Below are 23,371 nucleotides of genomic sequence, written 5' to 3' on the forward strand. Positions count from 1 at the left end.
AGGGGCGGGATTAGTCCCGAGTCACGTGACCAGGCCACACCGGAACGCGATCAACGACGCACTCACCCGGTTGGGCACACCGAGCTTGGCGAACAGTGAAGAGATGTGCGTCTTGACGGTGGTCTCACCGAGGTACAGCCGCTCCGCGATGACGCTGTTGGCCGCGCCTGTCGCCAGGATTGTCAGCACTTCGCGCTCACGCTCGGTGAGCGAAGCGAGGGGAGTCAGGTCGGGTGCTTGCCGACGCGGCGCCGAGGCCACGATGGCACGTAGAGAATCGGAGCTGAACAACGAGTGGTCTGACGCCACCACCCGCACTGCCTGCTGGAACGCCTGCGGAGCTGCATCCTTGCTCAGGAAACTGTGCGCGCCCGCCTCGACTGCCTGCACAACCATGTCGTCGACGTCGAAGGCGGTCATGGCAATGACCTTCGGTGGATTGCTCATGGTCATCAATTCGCGCGTGGCCTCCAAGCCACCGACCCGTGCCATTTTCAGATCCATCAGCACCACGTGGGGACGAAAACGAGTGACCTTGGCTGCGACCTGATCGCCGTCCTCGGCCTCGGCAACCACCACGATGTCCGGCGCTGCTTCCAGGATGTCCTTCATCCCGCGCCGAACCCACGCGTCGTTGTCGACGATCAAAACTGTGATGCGCGAGTCAGCGTCCATAGTGCGCTCAGATTACCCAGAGCCCCCGACAGTTAGAGGGTGGGAGGGCTACGACGACCAGGGCACCCAGCAACTGACGAGGAAATCGTCCCCCAACGCGCCTGCCTCCACCTTGCCGCCGATCTCTCGCGCCTGTTCGGCCAACCCGCGTAGGCCGGATCGAGAACCGATCGACGTCATGGGTGCAAGCTCGCTCAGCTTGTTGCGTGCGAGGATGCGGATTCCGTCGTGCGGCGACCCGGTCACGGAAATGACGAGCATCTGGTCGCTCGCGTACTTCTGGACGTTGGTCAACGATTCCTGAACGACGCGATAACAGACATGCCCCGCCAACATTCCGACATCACCCGGGAGCAACTCGGATTCGAGACGGCAGTGGATGCCTGCCGCGCGTGCACTGTTGACCAGGTCGCCGATCGCGTCGATCCCCTGGTGCCCACCGTGTTCGCGGCGATCACCGCTTCCCCTGAGCACTCCGACGATTCCCTTCAATTCGTCCAAAGCCTCGTGTGCGGTGGTTCTGATCATCGCTGCGGTGTTGACGACCTTCTCGGGATTGTCTGCCGCGCTGACCTGCAACCCGCCGGCGAACAACGAGATCCGGCTCAAACTGGCCGCGATCGTGTCGTGCATGTCGCGAGCGATCCGCGTTCGTTCCTCGGTGCGAATCATCTCGTCACGCATCACATCGGTTTTCTCGGTGGCCAGATCCCGTACGTGCTCTGCCTCGACGAGTTCGGTTCTGGTCCGAATCAGGAGCGAGAGCGCCACGACAATGCCGACCATGACGGCAGCGACGAGCCACGGGATCCAGATGGCGACGTCGTATTGAACAACCACCGAACCGTCTTTGGGTTTCGCGGTGCCCATCGTGAGAACGGAGTACTCACGATTTCGAAAAGCGTCGTAGGTCAACGAAATTCCGCACACGACGAAGACAGCTGCCGCGGCTGCCGCAAGCCGAGGCCCACGCGCGATCCGAGCAACGGCGAACAACGCGATGAGCGCCGCCGTCGCATCGGTGGGGAAGAACAGCGGGCCGACCAGCGTGATCGCCAGAACCACCCAGGGATGTTGATGCCGCCAGACAAGCGATATCCCACCGGCCACGCCCAGGACGAACCCGATCCCGACCAATGCCGGTGGCATATTTCCCGACGCGCCTGCGATGCCCACCGTCATGAAGGAACAGAAAAGGCTGAACGCGACGGCGGCGGTAGTCCATACGCGTCGTCGCACAACGGTTCCTTTGGTGGTGATCACCGGGCAAGCGTATCCACCGCCACCGACGCCTCGAATCAGCCGAACGGGTGGACGAACCGTCAAGCTCCGACCGAAAGGATGAGGCTCCCCGATCTTTCGACCGAAGCGGTGAGCGGTCCCCACATCGTTGACTTGTGCCATACCAACTCTCGAAAGGCGCACATCATGCGATCACTCCGTACTCCCCTCGCCCTCCTCGCCGTCGGCGCAGCCCTGTTCGCAACCATCGCCTCGGGCGAGACCGACGAAGCGAAGAAGGTCGACGACAACGGTTCTTCCGCCGCACCCGCGGCTGCCTTCGGCATCGGTGACGTCGTCGAACTGGGCGACTGGCGCGTCCAGGTACACGGCGTTGTCGATCCCTATGTCTCGACCAATCAGTTCATCACCGCGGATCCCGGAAACCGCTACGTCGTGGTCGACACCGAGGTCACCAACAACAGCGACAAGCCGTCGACCGTGTCATCGATGATGTGCTTCGAACTGCAGGACTCGACCAACAAGTCGTACAACATCACGTTCACCGACAGCAGCACGTCGAGCGTCGACGGAGAGCTTGCGCCGGGTGCAGCCAAGCGAGGCGAATTGGCGTACGAGGTCCCCGAAGCCGCCACCGGTCTTCGCCTTCAGTTCAAGTGCGACCTGTTCTCGTCCGGCTCGGCAACCATCAACCTGTCGTGAACCGCCCGGGCGATCTGCTGCTGAGTCCGTGGGCGCTGGTCTCGGTGTCCGTCATCTTGGTCAACGACCACGTACTCAAAGGGGCATTCGGGAACACGATGACGGGCAAGCTGTCCGACGTCGCCGGCGTGTTCCTGTTTCCCTTGCTTCTGCTCTCGGTTCTCGAGGTGCTCAGACGAAAGCTGGCGGGGCGAGCAGCGATCGCCTGGTCCATCGCGGTCACGGGCATCGGCTTCGCCGCGGTGAAGACGGTCTCGCCGATCGGCGACGCGTACGAGTGGGTGATCGGGTTTTTCCGCTGGACCGCAGGAGGATTCCGCGGCGAGCTCTTGCCGATCGTGGTCTTTCGTGATCCCTCGGATCTGTGGGTGCTCCCGATATTGTTCGCAAGCTACCTGGTCGTCACACACAACCGCACTCGGGCGCCGCAGGGGGCGCCCGAGCACGAGGTGATCAGTCCAGTGCCGCATCCAACGTGATGTCGACGCCGGTCAGTGCCTTGCTGATCGGGCACGTTTCCTTGGCCGCCTGGGCAACCTTGGCAAAACCGTCGGCGTCGAGGCCGTCGACCTCGGCGCGAACGGTAAGCTTGATTCCGGTGAGCTTGAAGCCGACCGTGTCGGGGCCCAGCGACACGTCTGCGGTGATGTCGAGGCTCTGCGGGGTTCCGCCGGCCTCGGCGATCAGTGCCGACAACTGCATCGCGTAGCAGGACGAATGTGCCGCGGCGATCAGTTCTTCGGGGCTGGTGGTTCCGCCGGCTTCCTCAGCTGCGCGCTTGGGGAACGACACATCGAAGGTCGCGACACCCGAGCTGGTGAGTTCGACCTGTCCCGACCCGGCTTCGAGGGTGCCGTTCCAGGCGGTGCGTGCGGTACGAGTTGGCATTGCTGTCCCTACTTCCGTCTTCACATGATTCGGTGAACGCCTTGCGATCACGAACCTACCCGCGATACGTGAAGTCACACCTACTGTTTCGGACTGCGCTACCCCAGGAGAGTCGCGGTCAGCAATTTCTCGACGCGTGCCTGCGCGGAGTTCTCCGAGGAAAAGTGCACGATCCTGCCGATGTCGAACACCAGACCAAGCGCCGCGTGGACGAGGAACCGCGCTTGGACGATCGTCAACTCCGGCCGCGCCTCGACGCACAAGTGCGCCCACTCCTCCACGTTGAGCCGCTGGATGTTCCGCAACTCGGTCCGCGACCGGTCCGGCAAGCTGCCGATCTCGGCGAAATAGACTGCCAACAGTTCGCTTCTGCCGAACGACACCTCGACGTACATCTTGGCCAATGTCTCTACGGCCGCGAGTGGTGTCTCCGACTCCGCCAACGCCGAACCCAACGTCATCGTCAGGCGATCGGACGCCCGGTGGAAAGCCGCGGCGAGTAGATCGGCCTTGCTCGCGAAGTGCCGGTACACGCTCGACGCGTTGATACCCGCTGCGGCGCCGATCTCCTCGATACTCACGTCGTGATAGCCGCGCTGATAGAACAGCAATACGGCTTCCTGAAGCAGCACTTCACGTTTCGACGTCCGGGCAAGGCCGGGTTTGCGTTCGGGCGCCTGTTTCTTGCCGCCGCCCTTCGCACCAACGGGCAACTCGACGCCGATGACCGACCAACAAGCTGCGAGAATCAACGATTCGATCTGCTTGGCGGACAACGCCGATCGATGACCGGTGATACTGGCGATCACGCTGAGCACAGCCGGTGCGATCAGCTCGACGTCGGCCGGGTCCAGTTCCGGGCGCACTGCGGCCAACGGCTCGGCAATCCGAAGATTGAGCGTGCGCATTCCCTCCCGCAATTGCTCACGATCCTCGTCGACCAGGTACCGGCCCTCCCAACGGTAGAGCCCTCCCCTACGCCGATTCTCGATCGTCGCGCGGATGACCCCCACCATGGTGGAGTTCAACTGCTCGCGTGGATCGTCGTTTCCGTGTACCGCGGGATCGCTGGCATCCAGCAACGCCTGGGTCAGGTTGTTCACGGTGTAGACGAACAGCGCGTATTTCGTGGGGAAATGACGATAGAGGGCCGGCCCGGAGATTCCGACCTTCGCTGCGATCTCGTCGATGCCGACCGCGTGGTAGCCACGTTCACTGAATGCCTCCGCGGCAGCGGCCGCGATTTGGGCCTTCCGATTCTTCGGACGCGTTCGTGGTGCAGAGCCACTGCCGCTCACGGAGACGCGTGTCTGTCCGGGCACCTGACCCTCCACTTCCGTTGCTTTCTTCCACTGCCTTCGTCCGCTGCACCGCACTTCTACGGGCGCGAGTCCGAACGGACCATGTTAACCGTCGCGAAGGTCGCAATTCGCGCCCGGTATGGCTTCACCCGAAACCCTACAACGCGGCTGTCACGGCGGACGGATTCCGGAAAAGAGTCTTGACACCCGCTCTCACATCGGTGTTATGTTAGTGATGATTCGCACAAACTTGCACGCAGTCCGCTGGCGGGCTCGTTCCATACAGCGCAGGATTTTTCTTCGCCTGCAATAGGGTTCGATGCCGATTGACCGATCGTAAGAAAGTAGTTGTGAGCAGATGATTCGCACTCGCTTCACCGAGATGTTCGGCGTAGACCATCCGATCGTGCAGGGCGGCATGATGTGGGTAGGACGCGCAGAACTTGTTGCGGCCACGGCCAATTCCGGCGCCCTGGGGTTCCTGACCGGCCTTACCCAACCCACTCCGGAAGATCTCGTCAAGGAAATTGCTCGGACCCGCGATCTCACCGACAAGCCTTTCGGCGTCAATCTCACGATTCTGCCGTCGATCACGCCGCCGCCGTACGCCGAATATCGCCAGGCGATCATCGAATCCGGGATCAAGATCGTCGAGACGGCCGGTTCCAATCCGATCGATCATCTTCCGCATTTCAAGGACGCGGGCGTGAAGGTGATCCACAAGTGCACTGCAGTTCGTCACGCGGTCAAGGCCGAGAGACTGGGCGTCGACGCCGTCAGCATCGACGGCTTCGAATGCGCCGGACACCCAGGTGAAGACGACATACCAGGGCTGATTCTGATTCCGGCGGCCACGCAGCAACTCACGATTCCGGTGATCGCGTCAGGCGGAATCGCAGATTCCCGCGGACTCGTCGCGGCGCTTGCGCTCGGAGCAGACGGCGTCAACATGGGAACTCGATTCATGTGCACCGTGGAATCTCCTGTAGCACAATCGGTTAAAGAGCAGATAGTCGCCAACACCGAGCGTGACACCAAGCTGATTTTCCGGACTCTGCACAACACCGCACGCGTAGCAGCGAATGCGATCAGCGCCGAAGTCGTCGACATCGAGGCACGCGGCGACGCGCAGTTCAGCGACATCCAGCATCTGGTCGCCGGGGCACGCGGGCGCAAGGTCTTCGAAGACGGCGATCTCGATGCAGGCATCTGGTCCGCCGGGCAAAGCCAAGGGTTGATCAACGACATCCCGACCGTCGCCGACATGATCGACCGCATGGTCTCGGAGGCCGAACACCTCATCACCTCACGGCTTTCCGGATTCGTCACCGCTGTGAGCGCGGCATGACCGCCACCGCCGAGACGGGCTTTCGCTCCGAAATCACCGACGGTGTACTGCGATTGACCTTCGACCGCCCGAAGCGGATGAACGCGATCGATCTACCCACGATGACTGCTTTCGCAGCCGCCGTCAGAGAGGGCGGCGCAGACCCGAGAGTTCGTACCATCGTGATCACCGGATCCGGTCGAGCGTTCTGCACCGGAGCCGATCTTGCGGCAGCGGCCCTCAACCCCGCAGACCCGAAAGTTGTCATGGATGCCGCGACTTCTCTGATTCGCGCCATCACCAGCGCCCCGGTCCCGGTGATCGCCGCGGTCAACGGCCCGGCAGCCGGCGTCGGAGTGTCCATCGCCCTGGCCGCGGACCTGACGTACGCAGCATCGAGCGCCTATTTCCTCCTCTCGTTCGTCAACATCGGCCTGATGCCCGACGGCGGCGCCAGTGCGCTGGTGCCGGCAGCGATCGGACGTGCCAGAGCGGCCGAGATGGCGTTGCTGGGCGAGCGGGTTTCCGCCGAGAACGCAGAGCGTTTCGGGCTCGTGTCCCGCACCGTCGCAGACGACGCGTTCGACGCACTCGTCGACTCGGTCGTCGATCGCACGTCGAAGGCTCCCCGACGCGCACTCGAACTCACCAAGCGCGCACTCAATGCGGCGACGCTGGAGCGCCTCGATGCCGCGTTGGAGCTCGAAAATACCGGTCAGGCAGAACTTCTCACCGGCGACGACTTCAAAGAAGGCGCGATGGCGATGCTGCAGAAGCGCGCACCGCACTTCAAGTAGTCGTTGCGAATTTTCGTTAACAAAACCACTGTGAGAATCGACGGCTCACTGTAGCCTGAGTCACACAATCACCCACGCATGAGAGGAACCCATCGATGGCCTCCACCGATGCAGTCTCCGAGGCGCAGCGTTCACGCCGCACCAACTGGAACAATCAGATCGCCAGGCATGCGCAGATGATTCCCGATCGCACCGCGCTGCGATTCTTGGGCGATTCCATCACCTGGAGCACCCTCGACGCGCGCGTCGAGAAGCTGGCAGACGCTCTAGCCCGACGCGGCGTCAGCTTCGGCGACCGCGTGCTCATCCTGATGCTCAATCGCCCCGAATACCTCGAGATCGTGCTCGCGACCAACGCACTGGGCGCGATAGCTGTTCCGGTGAACTTCCGTCTCACGCCACCCGAGGTCGCTTACCTGGTCAACGACTCTGGCTCCAAAGTCATTGTCGCCGAAGGACCATTGGCTCCACTGGCCGGAGCGGCGCGTGCCGTGTCAGAGGGTATCGACATCTCCATCACAGTAGGCGCCCCCGCCGAGGGTGACAGCCTGAACTACGAGGACCTGATCAGCGAGGCGGGCGAGCCGCACGCGTTCGTCGACATCCCGGACGACACTCCTGCACTCATCATGTACACCTCGGGAACCACCGGTCGCCCCAAGGGTTCGGTGCTCTCCCACTCCAACCTGTCTTCGCAAGCATTGACCTGTATCAGGGCCTTCCACCTGTTCAATGCCGATTCCATCGGCTTCTGCGCGTCGCCCATGTTCCACATCGCGGCCCTCGGTTCCATCGCGCCGAGCCTGCAACTCGGCACGCCCACGGTGATCCATCCGGTCGGCGCATTCGACCCTGGTCAACTACTCGACATTCTCGAAGCCGAGAAGGTCACCAGCTTGTTCCTCGTGCCCGTGCAATGGCAGGCCGTGTGCGCAGTGCAGAAGGCGCAACCTCGAGCACTGTCGCTGAAGAACATCTCGTGGGGCGCCGCACCATCGTCCGATACCATCCTGCGGGCAATGGCCGAAACCTTCCCGGACGCGTTCAATGTCGCAGTCTTCGGTCAGACCGAGATGTCTCCCATCACTTGCGTTCTCGACGGTGAGGATGCGATTCGCAAGCTCGGATCCGTCGGTCGGGTCATCCCGACCATTTCGGCCAGGGTCGTCGACGAGAACATGGACGACGTGGCGCCCGGTGAAATCGGTGAAATCGTCTACCGCGGGCCCACGATGATGAGCGAGTACTGGAACAACCCCACCGCCACCGCTGACGCCTTCCACGGTGGATGGTTCCACTCCGGCGATCTCGTTCGAGTCGACGACGAAGGCTTTGTCTACGTCGTCGATCGCAAGAAGGACATGATCATCTCCGGCGGAGAGAACATCTACTGCGCCGAAGTGGAAAACGTTCTCTACGAACACGAATTGATCGTCGAAGCGGCCGTCGTCGGTCGCCCCGACGCCAAGTGGGGTGAGGTGCCGGTAGCGATCGTCGCGATGGCGCCAGGTTCAACCGTGGACCTGACCATCGAGGAACTGAGCAGCTTCCTCAATGATCGTCTCGCGCGTTACAAGCACCCGAAGGACATCGTCGTCGTGGAAGCGCTGCCGCGCAATGCAAGCGGCAAGGTCGTCAAGGGCGAACTGCGAGAGAAGGTTCGAGCGGTCGACGCAGTTTCCTGACTCCACACGCAAACGGGTGGCACCTCCAGCGGGGTGCCGCCCGTTTGCGTGTGCCCGTCAAGCGCTCTGCGAATGCAACTTCCGATGCAGTTCTCGCACCAGCGGAACCAACTCCGGCACCGGACCTTCGACCGGGACGTTCGGCGCAACCTCGTTGACGGACAGAGACTTCACCGGCGCCGGGGCCGCACCCCACTCCGCGAGCCAGTCGCCGAGTTGAGCCGAAGAGCAGATGTAGACGATACGTCCGAGGCCCACCCATGCGTGCGCAGCCGAACACATCGCGCAGTGCTCTCCCGAGGTGAATACCGTTGCCGTCGAACGCTCTTCCGGCGTCAGATACTGAGCCGCCCACCGAGCCAGCTCGAACTCGGGGTGGCGGGTGTTGTCGCCGCCCGCGATCCTGTTTCGATCTTCCGCCAGAAATGTTCCGTCGGCCGCTGCCAGGACGGAACCGAAAGGTTCGTCGCCGGCATCCAATGCTTCCGTTGCCAATTCGACGCAACGACGCAGGTGACCCAGTTCGATGTCGTTCATGTGTACGCCCTCTCCCGTGATACACGAAACGGGCGGCACCGGTGAGGTGCCGCCCGTTCGTTACTTACTCTGCTGTACTACTCTGCTGCGCTTTCGCTTTCGCCGGCCTTGGTCAGCTCGATCGGCGGTGCGTCCGGCACGTCGATCGGCTTCTTGGTGGGCGTGAACGTGAACTTCGCGTCCTCGCCCGAGCCTTCGCCGTCCCAGTTCTCGACGTCGACGAGCACGATGTGGCCGGGTCCGATCTCTCCGAAGAGGATCTTCTCGGACATCTGGTCCTCGATCTCGCGCTGGATGGTGCGACGCAGCGGTCGTGCACCCAGTACCGGATCGAATCCGCGCTTGGCCAGAAGCGACTTGGCCTTGTCGGTGACCTCCATGGCCATGTCCTTGTTCTTGAGTGCCGCCTCGACGCGAGCGAGCATCAGGTCGACCATCTGAACGATCTGCTCGTTCGTGAGCTGATGGAAGACGACGATGTCGTCGATACGGTTCAAGAACTCGGGACGGAAGTGCTTCTTCAGCTCGTCGTGAACCTTGAGCTTCATGCGCTCGTAGTTCGACTCCGTGCCCGTTCCCGAGCTGAAGCCCAGGCCGACTGCCTTGGAGATGTCCGACGTACCGAGGTTGGACGTGAAGATCAGCACCGTGTTCTTGAAGTCGACGGTACGTCCCTGACCGTCGGTGAGACGGCCGTCCTCGAGCACCTGCAGGAGGGTGTTGTAGATCTCCTGGTGTGCCTTCTCGATCTCGTCGAACAGCACAACGCTGAACGGCTTGCGGCGCACCTTCTCGGTGAGCTGGCCACCCTCTTCGTATCCGACGTACCCGGGAGGGGCACCGAACAGACGCGAAGCGGTGAAGCGATCGTGGAACTCGCCCATGTCGATCTGGATCAGAGCGTCGTCGTCGCCGAACAGGAAGTTGGCGAGCGACTTCGCGAGCTCCGTCTTACCGACACCGGACGGGCCGGCGAAGATGAACGAGCCCGAGGGACGCTTGGGATCCTTCAGACCTGCACGCGTACGACGGATCGCCTTCGAGACGGACTTGACTGCCTCTTCCTGGCCGATGATCCGCTTGTGCAGTTCCTCTTCCATGCGGAGCAGACGAGTGGTCTCCTCCTCGGTGAGCTTGAAGACGGGGATACCGGTCCAGTTGCCCAGAACCTCGGCGATCTGCTCGTCGTCGACCTCGGCGATGACGTCCAGGTCGCCCGCACGCCACTGCTTCTCACGCTCAGCGCGCTGAGCAACGAGGGTCTTCTCCTTGTCACGCAGGTTCGCAGCCTTCTCGAAGTCCTGCGCGTCGATCGCGGACTCCTTCTCGCGACGCGCGTCGGCGATGCGATCGTCGAATTCGCGCAGGTCCGGCGGTGCAGTCATCCGACGGATGCGCATTCGCGCGCCTGCCTCGTCGATGAGGTCGATCGCCTTGTCCGGCAAGAAGCGGTCGTTGATGTAGCGGTCGGCCAGCGTCGCCGCTGCCACGAGAGCACCGTCCGTAATGGAGACACGGTGGTGAGCCTCGTAGCGGTCACGAAGACCCTTGAGGATCTCGATGGTGTGCTCGACGGTCGGCTCGCCCACCTGAACGGGCTGGAAACGACGCTCGAGAGCGGCATCCTTCTCGATGTACTTGCGGTACTCGTCGAGAGTGGTGGCACCGATGGTCTGCAGCTCACCGCGGGCAAGCTTGGGCTTGAGGATGGAGGCCGCGTCGATAGCGCCCTCGGCCGCGCCCGCACCAACGAGGGTGTGCAGCTCGTCGATGAACAGGATGATGTCTCCGCGGGTGTTGATCTCCTTGAGAACCTTCTTCAGGCGCTCTTCGAAGTCACCGCGATAACGGCTGCCGGCCACGAGCGACCCGAGGTCGAGCGTGTACAGCTGCTTGTCCTTGAGGGTCTCGGGGACCTCACCGTTGACGATTGCCTGAGCCAGGCCCTCGACCACAGCGGTCTTACCGACACCGGGTTCACCGATGAGAACCGGGTTGTTCTTGGTACGACGCGAGAGAACCTGCATGACGCGCTCGATTTCCTTCGAGCGGCCGATGACCGGGTCCAGCTTGCCTTCGAGGGCAGCTTGCGTCAGATTGCGACCGAACTGGTCGAGCACGAGCGAGGTGGACGGCGTGCCGGCCTCTCCGCGGGTGCCACCGGTTTCGGTGGGCTCCTTGCCCTGGTAGCCCGACAGCAGCTGGATGACCTGCTGGCGGACACGGTTGAGATCGGCACCGAGCTTGACCAGAACCTGGGCTGCTACGCCCTCACCCTCACGGATGAGACCGAGCAGAATGTGCTCCGTACCGATGTAGTTGTGTCCGAGCTGCAGCGCTTCGCGCAGACTCAGCTCGAGGACTTTCTTGGCGCGCGGTGTGAAGGGGATGTGACCGGACGGAGCCTGCTGGCCCTGGCCGATGATCTCCTCGACCTGGCTGCGGACTCCCTCGAGGGAGATACCCAACGACTCCAACGACTTGGCTGCAACACCTTCGCCCTCGTGAATGAGGCCGAGAAGGATGTGCTCCGTGCCGATGTAGTTGTGGTTGAGCATCCTGGCTTCTTCTTGAGCCAGGACAACAACGCGCCGCGCGCGATCGGTGAACCTCTCGAACATCGCTCTCCCTCACACTCTCCGGCGGGCAGGTTCGAGACCGGATGTCTCGTCCCTGGTCGCCGCGTTTCGCTCCGGCACTACAGACTGATCGCCTCGCCGGTCAGCGGACTGACGTCCACGAATCGACAAAGGTTGCACGACCCCACTTATTACTCTAGAGGGCGCGAAGTCCACCTGCTGCTCCTCCACCCGATTGGCGGCGGAAGCCGGACTGCTTACCGTTCACAACGTCGCAGCTGAGGGAATCGTTTCCCGGTTCCTGTACGCCTGAAGCGAACAGCGATTTTCGACGCCTGATCAGCCGAATATCGGGAGTACCCGAGTGCACGGCACCTCACGCGGATTCGACGGATCAAGCGCGTTGAGCGTCAGAGTCGCCGTTCGCTGCGACGCCACCAACGCGATGTGATCCGACAGGTCCTGCTCGCAACCGTCCTGAACAACTATGTTCGACGCGTTCGACGCGGCCAGTATTCCGCTGCTGTACGGAACGACTACCTGATCGAACCGAGTCACGATGTTGGTGTACTCGACGTCATCGGAGTAGACGCCCGCTTCGCGCAGTTCGGTGACGAAGCTGGCGTTGTCGAAATCCGGTCCCCCGACGCCTTCCGGCGGGCCGACCTCCGAGCCGTCCCACAACGGAGCGATGGAGACGATCTTGGAAACGTGCGTGTCACCGCCGAGGAACTTGGCGTAGTAGGCACTGACCGTCGTCCCCTGGGAGTGCCCGATCAGGTCGACCTTCGAGGCACCCGTCGCAGAGAGAACGTCGTCGACGAAGTCCGACAGCTGCCCTGCGCTGTCTCCGAGTGGTGCGAGACCGCCGGCTGCGGAAATCGGCCACGGCTGGTCCGTTCGATTCCCGAAGGTGAGCGCAAAAACGCAGTATCCCTCGTTGGCTAGTACGGGTGCGAGTACGCCCCAATTGGTCTGACGGTTGGCCGCCGTCCCGTGCACCAGGACGACTGGATCAGGATGAGCAGCGGAAGGCGTGCACGAGAAGTCGTTGGTGCCAGGGGCCGATCCGCCCGGGTTGGTCGCTTCGAGGGCGATTCCACTGAGGAAACCGGACGGGACGGGAAGAGGTTCGTTCGCCGACGCAAGAGACGGCGCGGACACGGCCACGGCTCCCGCCACAGCGAGAGCGCCCACGCATGTTCGAATCCCCACCGAAGGCCTCCGCATAGTGATCAACCCACGACGGGCAATACCGAGTTGCACGGTACCGGCCGCTGATGCGCGGGGTCGAGTGCATTGAGAGCAAAAGTCGCGGCGCGCAGCGATGCCGCGATGGCGAGGTGATCGGAGATGTCTTGCTCACAACCGTCCTGGACGACGATGTTGGTGGCGTTCGGCCCAGGCTCCAGCCCATTTGTATACGGCAGCACCAGTTCGTCGTAGCGGGTCGTGATGTTCGTATAGTGAACACCCGGCGCGTAAACGCCTCCCGCACGGAGATTTTCGATGAACTCCGAGCCTGCCCCCATGTTCAGACATGCCTTGCAGATCGGGAATCCGGCCTGCGCTGCCTCGGATACCCCGAGTTCGCGAAGGCTGCGGCCGACACTTGCCTGCTCGTTTCCGAGCGTTCCCTTCCACAGCGACGCCACCGAGACGATGTTGTCCACTTTGTCGGCACCACCGAGGAACTTCGCGTAGTACCCGTTGATGATGGTGCCCTGGGAATGTCCGATCAGATCTACCGATGTAGCACCCGTGGCATCAAGTACTTGATCGACAAAATTCGACAATTGCGCTGCGCTGGAAGGAATTTCCTGCATTCCACCGATGGCCGACAACGGCCACGGCTGCTCGGGGAAGTTGCCGTATGTCAGCGCGAAGACGCAGTAGCCCTCGTTGGCGAGCAACGGCGCATAGGTGGCCCAGTTGGTCTGCCTGTTTCCACCCGTTCCGTGAACGAGCACAACCGGATTGGGATGTTCGGCAGTCAGTTTACACGAAAAGTCATTGGATCCAGGAGCTGAACCGCCAGGATTTCCCAACTCCTGAGGAACACCGGCAAGGAAGGCATTGGGCACGGGCAACGGGGCCTGAGCCGAAGCCACGGAGGTGAACCCGACGAGCATCAGAGCGGCAAGAACCACGCCCCCGAACAACCTGTTTCTGTGCACGACCGACTCCTCTACGAGAGATGCGAACCGTGCAGACGCTAACAAACTAGAACGCGTTATCAATCCGTTTCGGCAAAATGCGCCCGAATCCATTCGCGATCCATTTCAGACGGCCTTTTCGTAGGCTCGGCGCACCTCGGTGGAAATACGACCGCGGGCCGAAATCTCGAAGCCTGCACCCTTGGCCCATTCGCGGATGGCGGCACTCTGATCGCGGTCCGCAACGGGACGGGATTTGGTCACCGCTCCGTTGACTGATTTGGCGGAATTCGACTTTCTCGCATGAGGAATCCACTTTTTCAGTGCATCGCGCAGTTCCGCGGCGTGGGCGGCGGTGAGATCGATTTCGTAAGCAACTCCGTCGACGGAAAACTCCACAGTTTCGTCGGCGGGCGATTTTTTGTCCAGATCGTCAACCATCGTGACAACAACCTTTTTCACCACGACCATTCCTCCCCAGATCCTTCGATAAGCAGCGACAATAGCACCTGGACAAACGTCCTGTCTCGGCTCGTCAGGATGATTGGGACTGATCTCCGCCGGGTATGCCAGTCGACTTGTCTTGCGACAAAGACAGTGCCGATACATTCTTTGCGGCGCATCGGGGGATGCATCCAGACGGGGGAATCATGACAGACGACGGCTCGAGAAAAGACCTCTACCGAGCGCAATCTTCGCCTCCAAGAACGGCACTCTCGCCAGTATCGCTTACGGCGGACCCACGAATTTCACCATCTCCGGACGCCCTGCGATCCGGTACACCCCAACCGTCACAAATATCCCGGCGGACAACGAATGCTATCCGCCCTCAGCACAATTCGATGTCGTCACCACACCCGGATACTCCACAGCCGAGGTCATGGTCTTCCTTGTCCAGTCGGATCGGGGACTACCTGACGCACTCAACCAGGGCACGATCGACCAAATCATCGCAACAATTCGAGAGTCCGAAACTCGGGCGACCGCGCATGGATGAATCCTTTGCCGCAGGCGAATGTCGTTGGGAACTATCGAATACCTTGGGAGCGCCTCAACTGAAAAAGGTTCGGCCGCAACATGTGCGGCCGAACCTTGATCGAAGTAAAGCTAGCGAGCGGACGGACGAACGATCGGGAAGAGGATCGTCTCGCGAATACCGAGACCAGTCAAAGCCATCAGCAGTCGATCGATTCCCATGCCGGTGCCGGTGGTCGGCGGCATGCCCTGTTCCATCGCGGCGAGGAACTCCTCGTCCAGCACCATCGCTTCGTCGTCGCCTGCCGACGCGAGGCGCGCCTGGTCGACAAAGCGCTCACGCTGGATGACCGGGTCGACAAGTTCGGAGTAGCCTGTCGCCAACTCGAATCCGCGGATGTACAGGTCCCACTTCTCGGTGACACCCTTCTTGCTGCGGTGATCACGGGTCAGGGGCGATGTCTCGACCGGGAAGTCACGGACGAACGTCGGCACGTACAGCTGATCGCCGCACTGGTGTTCCCACAGCTCCTCGACGAGCTTGCCGTGGCCGTAGCCCTTGTCCTTGGGAACCTCGAGGCCGACCTTCTCCGCCAGAGCGAGAAGCTCGTCGACCGTTGTATCCGGCGTGACCTCGGTGCCGATGGCAGCCGACAGCGACGGGTACATCTCGAGAACCTGCCACTCGCCACTGACGTCGTACTCGGAACCGTCGGCGAGGGTGAGGACCTGCGTGCCGAATGCTTCCTGCGCAACTTCCTGGACGAGTTCACGAATCATCTTCGCGGAATCGTCGTACGTGCCGTAGGCCTCGTACGTCTCGAGCATCGCGAACTCGGGCGAGTGGGTGGAGTCGACGCCCTCGTTGCGGAAGTTGCGGTTGATCTCGAAGACCTTCTCGATACCGCCGACGACGCAACGCTTGAGGAACAGTTCCGGCGCGATACGCAGGTACAGGTCGATGTCGAGGGCGTTCGAATGCGTGACGAACGGGCGAGCTGCCGCGCCGCCGTGCAGCGTCTGCAGCATCGGCGTCTCGACCTCGAGGAAGCCGCGGCTCTCGAGTGCATTGCGCAGCGCACGGACAACAGCGACGCGCTTGCGGGCGTTATCGCGAGCCTCGGGGCGAACGATCAGATCCGCGTAGCGCTGACGCACCCGGGACTCTTCGCTCATTTCCTTGTGAGCAACCGGCAGGGGGCGCAGCGACTTGGACGCGATCTGCCACGCGTCGGCCATCACGCTGAGCTCACCCCGACGGGAGCTGATGACCTCACCGTGGATGAAGACGAAGTCGCCGAGGTCCACGTCGGACTTCCAGGCAGCCAGTGCCTCTTCGCCGACGCCGGCGAGGCTGATCATGGCCTGCAGCTGGGTACCGTCGCCTTCCTGCAGAGTCGCGAAGCACAACTTGCCGGTGTTGCGCATGAAGATGACGCGGCCGACGACGCCGACCAGCACGCCAGTCGCCGTGTCCGGCTCGAGTTCCGGGTACTCCGCGCGGATCTGCGCGAGCGTGTGGGTGCGATCGACCGAGACCGGGTACGCCTCCTGCCCCTGCACCAGGATCCGTTCACGCTTCTCGCGCCGGATACGGAGCTGCTCGGGGGTGTCGTCGACTGGCTGGGCTTCTACATCACTCACGGGGTACAAGACTACTGGGCCGTGTCCACCGCGTTTGTTGCTGGTAGCACCGCGGCGACCGCGAGCACGATTCCCGACAGGAAGTACAGCGCAACCCTGACGTGATTCCACACCGTCCAACCCGCCTCGTACGACGCCCATGCGGCTGCATCGGTAGCGCTGACCGAGGCAAAAGCGTCGTTGCGGGGGACGTGGTAGATCGCTGTCACCGCGAAGGACGCGAGCACCCCGACGCAACCGACAACGGCAAGGACCCAGCCGTCCGGTCTGGAGATCGCTGCCCAGATTCCGGCGGCGATCGCGGTGAGCGCCGATCCGACGAGTGGCAGCATCAAGGCGCTCCGCGGTGCTTCGACGTTGATCGCCTGCATCGACATGATCGCGGCGTGTGCATCGACCGACCGCAGAGCGGGCATTACGAAGGACGAGAACGCGAACAACGCGCCACCGGCAACGAGCGCGCCGAGCGCAGTCACGCCGACGAGCAACTCCAAGAAGATCTCGGATTTCTTCACGACCAGACCCCCGTTCGAGCAGCCTCGGCGGCAAAAGTGGTGAAATCTCGAGCGGGTCGTTCCAGGACCTCTTCGACGACGCCGGTCACACTTTGATTTCGTCCGTCGAGAACCTCGGCAAACAAGTAAGTGAGCAACTCCACGACATCACTCGGGACGCCAACTTCTGCCATGCCGTCGGAAAACTGTTGCAGTCCAATTCTTTCGAATGACACCGCACGCCCCGACGCCGCCGAAATCGCCTCAACCGCCTCCGCGAAGGTGAGCAACTCCGGACCCGTCACCTCGAGAACTCGGCCGAGGAGGTCGGTTCGAGTCAATGCGGCCACCGCCACGTCAGCTAGATCGTCGACGTCGATGAACGGCTCCCCCACCTCACCGACCGGAAGTGCCAGGTGGCCTTCCCGAATCGGATCGAGTAGATACCCCTCACTGAAGTTCTGGGCAAACCAGCTGGCCCGCACCACAGCCCATTCCAGACCGGTGTCGGCCAGAACCTGCTCGGCTTTCTGCGCCGCCGGTTCACCGCGCCCGGACAGGAGCACCATGCGACGAACCCCTTCGCGGTACGCAAGCTCAGCGAGTTCCTCGATGTGGGTGCTCGATTCCGGCACTGCGAGGTCCGGCGCATACGTCACATATGCCACGTCGACACCGGACATCGCGGGCTGCCACGTCGTCTGATCGTTCCAGTCGAAACGCGTCCCGGATGTTCTCGACGCGATTCGGGTACGGATTCCCACCGCCGTCAGCCTCTGCGCAACTCGCGCACCGGTCTTACCGGTACCACCGATCACTACTGCCGATTGAATGTCGCTTGTTGTCGTCATGTACTCATTCGACCGCGGAGCGTCAATACGATCCATAGTCGAAGGTCGCAAAAACATACGTCAGCGTCTACCGTCGAAACATGGATGCATTGTCGATGATGCTGGCCGGGTCGCGGGCGGAGGGCGCTTTTCTGCTGCGCTCGCTGCTCGATCCACCGTGGTCATTACGTATCGAGGACCACGCACCGATCACCGTGCTGGTTCTGGTTCGCGGCGCCGCAGTTGTCGTCTCCGACACCGGACAGACAGAAGATCTCGAGGCCGGCGACATTGCACTCCTGCGCGGCCCCGACCCCTATACGGTCGCCGATCACCCGGGCACGCCAGTCCACGTACTCATCGACGAGGCACAAAACTGCGCCGCGGTCGACGGATCGCCACTCGAGGACATGTCAGTTCTCGGCGTTCGCACCTGGGGCAACTCGACCAGTGGCCAGACCGTCATGCTCACGGGCACATACCGTTTGGACTCCTATGTCAGCCGTCAGATCCTCGACAGCCTGACACCCGTCGCGGTAGTGCGTCGCAGCATCGAAACCGCGCCGATGACAAACCTTCTGGAACAACAGATCGCCGCCGACGGGCCAGGGCAGGAAGTGTTGCTGGACAGGCTCCTGGACCTGGTCCTGATCTCGGCGGTCCGTACGTGGTTCGCCGAGAACCCGAATCGATCACCGCGATGGATCAAGGCCTACGAGGATCCCGTCATCGGGCATGCCTTGCGGCTCATACACAATCGGCCGGAACACCCCTGGACGGTCGCGAGCCTGGCCCAGGAGTCCGGCAGTTCACGAGCAGCCTTCGCACGCCGGTTCACCGGTCTCATGGGGCTCGGACCCGTCGGCTATCTGACCGAGTGGCGCTTGTCGGTGGCGGCAGATCTACTCGCAGACCCGGCACGAACGGTGTCCTCGATCGCGCGAGAAGTGGGCTACTCGAGCCCCTTTGCGCTCACAACGGCCTTCACCCGCCATCACGGAATGAGCCCGAAGATTTACCGCCAGACCCGCTGTGCGCCTTTATTAACCGCCCGCGGTTAATAAAGGCGCACAGCAAATACCTCAATGAGCCGAAACCGCCGCCAACTCGCGGGAGCAATGACGAACTCCGCTGAGAGCACCGAGCAGTCCGGCGGCCTTGATCGCCTGGTACCCGCCCACGAGATCGGTTGCCTTGTGCAGACCCAACTGCTGCAACGACGCTGCGGCCAGGCTCGAGGTGTAGCCCTCGGAGCAGACGATCACCCACTCGACGTCGTGGTCGGTGGCCAACGCGAGGTGTGCGCTGCTGGTGGGGTCGAGACGCCACTCGAGAACGTTTCGCTCGATCGCGAGTGCACCGGGGAGAGTTCCCTCGATGGCGCGCTGCGCCTGCGGGCGAATGTCGACGAAGATCGCGCCGCGATGGAAGGCTTCGGTGAGCTGGAAGACGTACATACGATCGATCTGTGCGCGAGCGTCGTCGAGCATTTGGTCGATGGTCATTTGGTGCCCCCCTCGGGCAGGTCGGTCAGCTCGGTACGGGTGCGACGAAGAGTCCGGTGATCCGTCACTTCGTAGAAGGACATTGCCGTCAGCGGCGGCGAGTAGGCGTGAACACTCAGAGTCGGTGCATCAGAGCTGATTTCGATCGGAGCACCAGGAACATCCGTCGAACGCACGACATCGTGAACCCAGCCGAGCGGGAAAGAAGCCTGATCGCCGGCGTCGAGCTGGCGTTCCACCAGGGCGTCACCGGCCCAACGGAATTCGGTGAGAGAACCACTGAGGACGGTCAATGCGCCGAACGAACCTGCGTGGTCGTGCAATTCGGTGTTGCGTTCGGGTACCCAGCTGATGAGCCACACATCGACGTCGTCGTCCGCATGCAGGCGAGTGGACCAACGATCGAGCGTCGGGAAGGCGTCGGGAATGAGGTGGTCGAAACGGCCGTCGAGCACGCCGTTCGCTCCCTCGTCGGTCAGTCGCAGCAAATCGGCCGGGCGAAGGCGGGTAGGCAACGACGCACCACTCGGACGGCGTCCGGACGCCCCACGATTAGCGCTACGACCTGCGGAAACAGCACGATCAGCAGCGAGAGTAGGGGTCAAAACAGAGAGATCTGCAGAATATGTGGATAGCACGAGCTAGCTCCAAGGAATGTGAATTGGTCAAGGCAGCGGTCAGCCTCGACAACACTCCTGAGCACCCATGCAGCGATTCACGAGCACCATTGTGGCATAACTTTTGCAATCGCGAAACTGCTGGAACGAAACCATCGATCAGGCGACCGGTCGTCGACCGGATCCACGACGCGCCTGATTGCGCTCGAAGACCAACCTCAGCCCCTCGAGAGTGAGGTCCCGTTCGAGGTGATCGATAGTGTCGGATTCGGGAATGATCAGCGGTGCGCTGTCCCCGGTTGCGATCACGGAGACGTCGTCACCACCGAACTCCGGCAGTTCGTCGCGTACGCGGTTGACCAATCCGTCAACGAGGCCGGCAAAGCCGAATACCGCACCGGACTGCATGCATTCGACGGTGTTCTTGCCGACCACCGAACGCGGGCGCACCAATTCGACCTTGCGCAGCGCAGCGGACTGCGACGCCAAGGCATCGGTCGAGATCTCGAGTCCGGGCGCGATGCAGCCGCCCAGAAACTCACCCTTGGCGGAAACGACGTCGACACAGGTCGACGTACCGAAGTCCACGACAATGCACGGACCCTCGTAAAGATGGTGAGCGGCAAGACTGTTGACGATCCGGTCGGCTCCCACCTCTTTGGGGTTGTCCACCAGCAGTGGCACACCGGTGCGAATACCCGGTTCGACCACCACGTGGGGAACGTGACCCCAGTACCGCTCCAGCATCACGCGGATTTCACGCAAGACGGACGGCACTGTCGACAGCGCCGCAACGCCGGTGATCTCATCGACATGAGTACCCAACAGCCCACGGAAGGTCAACGCCAACTCGTCGGCAGTCATCCGAGGGTCGGTTCGCATTCGCCAGTCCTGCAACAGCTTCGAATACTCACCAGTCCCGGAGAACAATCCCAGAACGATATTGGTGTTCCGCACGTCGACCGTGAGCAGCATGGATTACACCAGGCTGGATTCGCGCGAGGCCTCGAGTGTCGACAGCATGCGCGGGGTGATCAGACCCGAACCCTCCGGCGCATGAGCCGGGTCGGAGCCGAGTTCGATCTGCTTGTTGTCGGCATCGACGAAGACGACGCGCGGGGAGTATTCCTTGACTTCCTGCTCGTTCATCACGCCGTAGGCGATGAGGATGACCAGATCGCCCGGCTTGACCAGATGCGCTGCCGCACCGTTGATTCCGATGACACCAGTTCCGCGCTCGCCGGCGATGACGTACGTCTCGAGACGCGCACCGTTGTCGATGTCGACGATGCACACCTGTTCGCCTTCGAGGAGGTCTGCGGCGTCCATCAGATCCTGGTCGACGGTGACGGAGCCGACGTAATGCAGGTCGGCGTGAGTCACGGTGGCGCGGTGGATCTTCGACTTCATCATTGTGCGAAACATATCCAGGTCCTTACTCGTGAAAAGTGCTCAGTGAGACAGCAGGTCGTCGATGGCGTCGGCGGATGGGTCGGTGTCACGCTCGAGGAACCCGGTTCCCACCGCGACACCGACGTTGTCGATCAAACGGGTGGTTCCGAGCTTGGCGGCCACTAACAGTCGGCCGTCACCTCGCTCGGGCGCGGGGCCCAGATCGACGCCCCGAACCTCGAGGTAGTCGACCTCGATTTCCGGAACAGCTGCCAGAACAGCGCGTGCGGTTTCCAGAATTGCTTCCGCTCCCCCGGACGCCGCGTGTGCACCGGCGATCAGAGCAGCGGAAAGCGCGACCGCTGCGGCGCGCTGGCCCTCGTCGAGGTAGCGATTGCGAGAGGACAACGCGAGGCCGTCGAACTCGCGGACCGTCGGAACTCCGATGATCTGTACATCGAAGTTGAGATCCCACACCATCTGACGGATGAGCGTCAGCTGCTGGTAGTCCTTCTCACCGAAGTACGCGTGATTGGGTGCCGCGATCTGGAGCAGCTTCGCCACAACCGTCAGCATTCCGGCGAAGTGAGTGGGGCGCGCTCCGCCTTCGAGTTCGCTACCCAACGGGCCCGGCACGATGGTGGTGCGCTGGCCCCGCGGGTACATCGTCTTGGCGCTCGGCGCGAACACCAATTCGACGCCCTCGGCGCGAAGCAGGTCGAGATCCGCATCGAGAGTGCGCGGGTACGCGTCCAGGTCTTCGCCCGCACCGAACTGGAGCGGGTTCACGAAGATGGAAACGATCACGACGGCGCCGGTGACCTTGGCCTGACGAACCAATTCGATGTGGCCCGCATGCAACGCACCCATCGTCGGAACGAGCGCCACCTGACGCCCGACACCTCGCAGTGCCCGCGAGACGCGCCGAAGCTTGTCCGGATCGTGGTGCACCGTCAGTTCGCCGCGCTTGTATCCGCCCTGCAGATCACTCACGACGGTCACCTCCCGTTTCAGTCAAGATGTCGAACAATTCGGTGGGGGCGCCCACCCGCTGGGCCGATCGCAAGGACATCGCCCGATAGCCGGCAGCGAGCTCCGGATCCAGTTCTGTCAGTACGCGCAAATGTGTGTCGACGGCAGCAGCGTCGCCGCGTGCCACCGGACCGGTCAACGCCGAGGGACCGCGTCGTAGCGCGTTGTCCAAGGCTGCCGACAGCAGCGGCTGCAGGACACGCTCGGCCACTCCACCCGGATCTCCGTCGACCAACTGTTGACCGAGCAGCTCGTCACCTTGCAACGACGCTCGCAGCGCCTCGACGGCGTCGACCACGAGCGTGACCAGGTGATTACTGCCGTGAGCCAGTGCCGCGTGGTAGAGCGCTCGGTTCTCCTCGCGCACTCGGACGGGCTCGCCGCCGATCTCGAGGACCAGTGACTGCGCGATCGCGTAACCGATGTCGTCGGCAGCAGTGATTCCGAAGCATGCCGACGACAGCCGTGCGGTGTCCTCGTCGTGACCGGTGAACGTCATCGCCGGATGGATAGCCAAGGGCAGCGCGCCGAGTTCGGTGAGCGGAGTCAGGATCGCGATGCCGTTGGCACCGGACGTGTGGGCGACGAGCGTGCCCGGCTTGACGGCGTGGGTGGCCGCGAGACCTCGAACAAGATCCGCAAGCTGGTCGTCAGGAACGGCGAGAATCAGCAGTTCGGAGCGAGCTGCGACGTCGGCAGCCGGAAGAATTTCGGTATCGGGAAGCCGCTTCACAGCGCGGGCGACCGAGGCACTGGAGACGGCGGAGCAAGCGCTGACAACATGACCGGCTCGCTCCAATGCGGCACCGACAGCTGTTCCGACCCGTCCTGCTGAGACAATTCCTACCGTCAATCGCGCAGGTGCAGGCCCATTAGTGATCCCGAAGGAAGTCACCGGATTCCTCTCGTTCGTTCCAGTCCCGCTCGGCGGGTACCAGACGTTCTGCGTCCGAGGATATCCTTCGCCCGAACCGTCATGCCATGGCCGGGCGA

General features: G+C 62.4%; 25 protein-coding genes. 7 read left to right on the forward strand and 18 right to left on the reverse strand.

The genetic code is table 11. The features are described 5' to 3' along the window. Positions 1-21: 21 nt before the first annotated feature. Both QM596_RS18205 and QM596_RS18210 read right to left on the reverse strand, forming a co-directional pair. Positions 22-675, reverse strand: coding sequence for a response regulator (locus QM596_RS18205; RefSeq protein WP_042451934.1), 654 nt, complete (start codon positions 673-675; stop codon positions 22-24). 48 nt (positions 676-723) lie between these two features. After that, positions 724-2,079, reverse strand: a complete 1,356-nt coding sequence (locus QM596_RS18210) for a sensor histidine kinase (RefSeq protein WP_069146920.1) — start codon at positions 2,077-2,079, stop codon at positions 724-726. 24 nt (positions 2,080-2,103) lie between these two features. Between QM596_RS18210 and QM596_RS18215 the strand changes: the two genes are divergently transcribed. After that, positions 2,104-2,619, forward strand: coding sequence for a DUF4352 domain-containing protein (locus QM596_RS18215; RefSeq protein WP_019746807.1), 516 nt, complete (start codon positions 2,104-2,106; stop codon positions 2,617-2,619). Then, a complete protein-coding gene (locus QM596_RS18220) occupies positions 2,616-3,098 on the forward strand; it encodes a hypothetical protein (protein WP_019746806.1) in 483 nt (160 codons plus the stop codon). The genes QM596_RS18215 and QM596_RS18220 overlap by 4 nt, the downstream gene beginning before the upstream one ends. On the opposite strand, the gene QM596_RS18225 is transcribed toward QM596_RS18220, so the two are convergent. Next, positions 3,073-3,507 carry an OsmC family protein gene (locus tag QM596_RS18225; RefSeq protein WP_003945839.1) on the reverse strand — a complete coding sequence of 145 codons (435 nt, stop codon included), beginning with the start codon at positions 3,505-3,507 and terminating at the stop codon, positions 3,073-3,075. The genes QM596_RS18220 and QM596_RS18225 overlap by 26 nt on opposite strands. Before the next feature lie 98 nt (positions 3,508-3,605). After that, positions 3,606-4,829 carry a TetR/AcrR family transcriptional regulator gene (locus QM596_RS18230; protein ID WP_070796452.1) on the reverse strand — a complete coding sequence of 408 codons (1,224 nt, stop codon included), beginning with the start codon at positions 4,827-4,829 and terminating at the stop codon, positions 3,606-3,608. Positions 4,830-5,166: 337 nt separating this feature from the next. Here QM596_RS18230 and QM596_RS18235 point away from each other — a divergent pair, with 337 nt between their 5' ends. The 3 genes from QM596_RS18235 (at position 5,167) to fadD5 (ending at position 8,617) form a co-directional block, all read left to right on the forward strand. Further along, entirely contained in the window at positions 5,167-6,156 is a 990-nt protein-coding gene (locus tag QM596_RS18235; protein ID WP_019746804.1) for an NAD(P)H-dependent flavin oxidoreductase, read from the forward strand. Further along, positions 6,153-6,932, forward strand: a complete 780-nt coding sequence (locus QM596_RS18240; protein ID WP_283309604.1) for an enoyl-CoA hydratase — start codon at positions 6,153-6,155, stop codon at positions 6,930-6,932. Before QM596_RS18235 ends, QM596_RS18240 begins: the two co-directional genes overlap by 4 nt. Before the next feature lie 95 nt (positions 6,933-7,027). Further along, a complete protein-coding gene (gene fadD5, locus QM596_RS18245; protein WP_283309605.1) occupies positions 7,028-8,617 on the forward strand; it encodes a fatty-acid--CoA ligase FadD5 in 1,590 nt (529 codons plus the stop codon). Positions 8,618-8,674: 57 nt separating this feature from the next. Here the strand turns inward: fadD5 and QM596_RS18250 are convergent, their stop codons facing one another. The 5 genes from QM596_RS18250 to QM596_RS18270 form a co-directional block, all read right to left on the reverse strand. Then, entirely contained in the window at positions 8,675-9,154 is a 480-nt protein-coding gene (locus QM596_RS18250) for a nucleoside deaminase (protein ID WP_019746801.1), read from the reverse strand. Positions 9,155-9,231: 77 nt separating this feature from the next. After that, positions 9,232-11,775, reverse strand: a complete 2,544-nt coding sequence (locus QM596_RS18255) for an ATP-dependent Clp protease ATP-binding subunit (protein WP_003945604.1) — start codon at positions 11,773-11,775, stop codon at positions 9,232-9,234. Between the two features lie 297 nt (positions 11,776-12,072). Then, a complete protein-coding gene (locus tag QM596_RS18260; protein WP_283309606.1) occupies positions 12,073-12,930 on the reverse strand; it encodes an esterase/lipase family protein in 858 nt (285 codons plus the stop codon). Positions 12,931-12,968: 38 nt separating this feature from the next. Next, entirely contained in the window at positions 12,969-13,910 is a 942-nt protein-coding gene (locus QM596_RS18265) for an esterase/lipase family protein (RefSeq protein WP_502943402.1), read from the reverse strand. A 105-nt stretch (positions 13,911-14,015) separates the two neighbouring features. Further along, complete coding sequence (locus QM596_RS18270) at positions 14,016-14,354, reverse strand: histone-like nucleoid-structuring protein Lsr2 (protein WP_003945673.1); 339 nt, start codon at positions 14,352-14,354, stop codon at positions 14,016-14,018. Positions 14,355-14,472: 118 nt separating this feature from the next. On the opposite strand from QM596_RS18270, the gene QM596_RS29800 reads away from it, so the two are divergent. Further along, positions 14,473-14,886: a DUF8017 domain-containing protein gene (locus QM596_RS29800; RefSeq protein WP_502943405.1), complete on the forward strand. Its 414-nt coding sequence runs from the start codon at positions 14,473-14,475 to the stop codon at positions 14,884-14,886. Positions 14,887-14,996: 110 nt separating this feature from the next. Here QM596_RS29800 and lysS read toward each other — a convergent pair whose 3' ends face one another. The 3 genes from lysS to QM596_RS18285 are packed head-to-tail and all read right to left on the reverse strand — an operon-like array spanning position 14,997 to position 17,853. Next, complete coding sequence (gene lysS / locus QM596_RS18275; protein ID WP_283309607.1) at positions 14,997-16,508, reverse strand: lysine--tRNA ligase; 1,512 nt, start codon at positions 16,506-16,508, stop codon at positions 14,997-14,999. A gap of 11 nt (positions 16,509-16,519) precedes the next feature. After that, the gene (locus QM596_RS18280; RefSeq protein WP_283309608.1) at positions 16,520-17,023 is read right to left on the reverse strand and encodes an anthrone oxygenase family protein; all 504 of its coding nucleotides are present in this window, start codon (positions 17,021-17,023) and stop codon (positions 16,520-16,522) included. Next, complete coding sequence (locus QM596_RS18285) at positions 17,020-17,853, reverse strand: NmrA family NAD(P)-binding protein (RefSeq protein WP_092765474.1); 834 nt, start codon at positions 17,851-17,853, stop codon at positions 17,020-17,022. Before QM596_RS18285 ends, QM596_RS18280 begins: the two co-directional genes overlap by 4 nt. Before the next feature lie 80 nt (positions 17,854-17,933). Between QM596_RS18285 and QM596_RS18290 the strand changes: the two genes are divergently transcribed. Next, positions 17,934-18,893 (forward strand): AraC family transcriptional regulator, encoded by a 960-nt coding sequence (locus QM596_RS18290; protein ID WP_092765435.1) that lies wholly within the window; start codon positions 17,934-17,936, stop codon positions 18,891-18,893. 21 nt (positions 18,894-18,914) lie between these two features. Here QM596_RS18290 and QM596_RS18295 read toward each other — a convergent pair whose 3' ends face one another. The 6 genes from QM596_RS18295 to QM596_RS18320 all read right to left on the reverse strand — a co-directional run bounded on the left by QM596_RS18295 (position 18,915) and on the right by QM596_RS18320 (position 23,273). After that, complete coding sequence (locus QM596_RS18295) at positions 18,915-19,337, reverse strand: rhodanese-like domain-containing protein (RefSeq protein ID WP_003945445.1); 423 nt, start codon at positions 19,335-19,337, stop codon at positions 18,915-18,917. After that, positions 19,334-19,852, reverse strand: coding sequence for a cysteine dioxygenase (locus QM596_RS18300; protein ID WP_019746792.1), 519 nt, complete (start codon positions 19,850-19,852; stop codon positions 19,334-19,336). The genes QM596_RS18295 and QM596_RS18300 overlap by 4 nt, the downstream gene beginning before the upstream one ends. A gap of 261 nt (positions 19,853-20,113) precedes the next feature. Further along, positions 20,114-20,929: a type III pantothenate kinase gene (locus QM596_RS18305; RefSeq protein WP_019746791.1), complete on the reverse strand. Its 816-nt coding sequence runs from the start codon at positions 20,927-20,929 to the stop codon at positions 20,114-20,116. A gap of 3 nt (positions 20,930-20,932) precedes the next feature. Continuing rightward, positions 20,933-21,379, reverse strand: coding sequence for an aspartate 1-decarboxylase (panD, locus tag QM596_RS18310; RefSeq protein ID WP_003945761.1), 447 nt, complete (start codon positions 21,377-21,379; stop codon positions 20,933-20,935). Positions 21,380-21,406: 27 nt separating this feature from the next. Beyond that, positions 21,407-22,339: a pantoate--beta-alanine ligase gene (gene panC / locus QM596_RS18315; protein WP_170320391.1), complete on the reverse strand. Its 933-nt coding sequence runs from the start codon at positions 22,337-22,339 to the stop codon at positions 21,407-21,409. Further along, a complete protein-coding gene (locus QM596_RS18320; protein WP_172932232.1) occupies positions 22,332-23,273 on the reverse strand; it encodes a Rossmann-like and DUF2520 domain-containing protein in 942 nt (313 codons plus the stop codon). The genes panC and QM596_RS18320 overlap by 8 nt, the downstream gene beginning before the upstream one ends. Between the last annotated feature and the right edge of the window lie 98 nt (positions 23,274-23,371).

The organism is Rhodococcus sp. IEGM 1406 (assembly GCF_030056745.1).
GTDB classification, from domain to species: domain Bacteria; phylum Actinomycetota; class Actinomycetes; order Mycobacteriales; family Mycobacteriaceae; genus Rhodococcus_F; species Rhodococcus_F erythropolis.

Excerpts from the sequence above, each read along its gene's own strand:
- QM596_RS18240 (WP_283309604.1), top strand. The coding sequence starts at position 6,153 with ATGACCGCCACCGCCGAGACGGGCTTTCGCTCCGAAATCACCGACGGT.
- QM596_RS18235 (WP_019746804.1), top strand. The coding sequence starts at position 5,167 with ATGATTCGCACTCGCTTCACCGAGATGTTCGGCGTAGACCATCCGATC.
- panD (WP_003945761.1), bottom strand. The coding sequence starts at position 21,379 with ATGTTTCGCACAATGATGAAGTCGAAGATCCACCGCGCCACCGTGACT.
- QM596_RS18215 (WP_019746807.1), top strand. The coding sequence starts at position 2,104 with ATGCGATCACTCCGTACTCCCCTCGCCCTCCTCGCCGTCGGCGCAGCC.
- fadD5 (WP_283309605.1), top strand. The coding sequence starts at position 7,028 with ATGGCCTCCACCGATGCAGTCTCCGAGGCGCAGCGTTCACGCCGCACC.
- QM596_RS18290 (WP_092765435.1), top strand. The coding sequence starts at position 17,934 with ATGGATGCATTGTCGATGATGCTGGCCGGGTCGCGGGCGGAGGGCGCT.
- QM596_RS18305 (WP_019746791.1), bottom strand. The coding sequence starts at position 20,929 with ATGCTGCTCACGGTCGACGTGCGGAACACCAATATCGTTCTGGGATTG.
- QM596_RS18205 (WP_042451934.1), bottom strand. The coding sequence starts at position 675 with ATGGACGCTGACTCGCGCATCACAGTTTTGATCGTCGACAACGACGCG.
- QM596_RS18295 (WP_003945445.1), bottom strand. The coding sequence starts at position 19,337 with ATGACCATCGACCAAATGCTCGACGACGCTCGCGCACAGATCGATCGT.
- QM596_RS18210 (WP_069146920.1), bottom strand. The coding sequence starts at position 2,079 with ATGGCACAAGTCAACGATGTGGGGACCGCTCACCGCTTCGGTCGAAAG.
- QM596_RS18225 (WP_003945839.1), bottom strand. The coding sequence starts at position 3,507 with ATGCCAACTCGTACCGCACGCACCGCCTGGAACGGCACCCTCGAAGCC.
- QM596_RS18285 (WP_092765474.1), bottom strand. The coding sequence starts at position 17,853 with ATGACGACAACAAGCGACATTCAATCGGCAGTAGTGATCGGTGGTACC.
- QM596_RS18255 (WP_003945604.1), bottom strand. The coding sequence starts at position 11,775 with ATGTTCGAGAGGTTCACCGATCGCGCGCGGCGCGTTGTTGTCCTGGCT.
- QM596_RS18250 (WP_019746801.1), bottom strand. The coding sequence starts at position 9,154 with ATGAACGACATCGAACTGGGTCACCTGCGTCGTTGCGTCGAATTGGCA.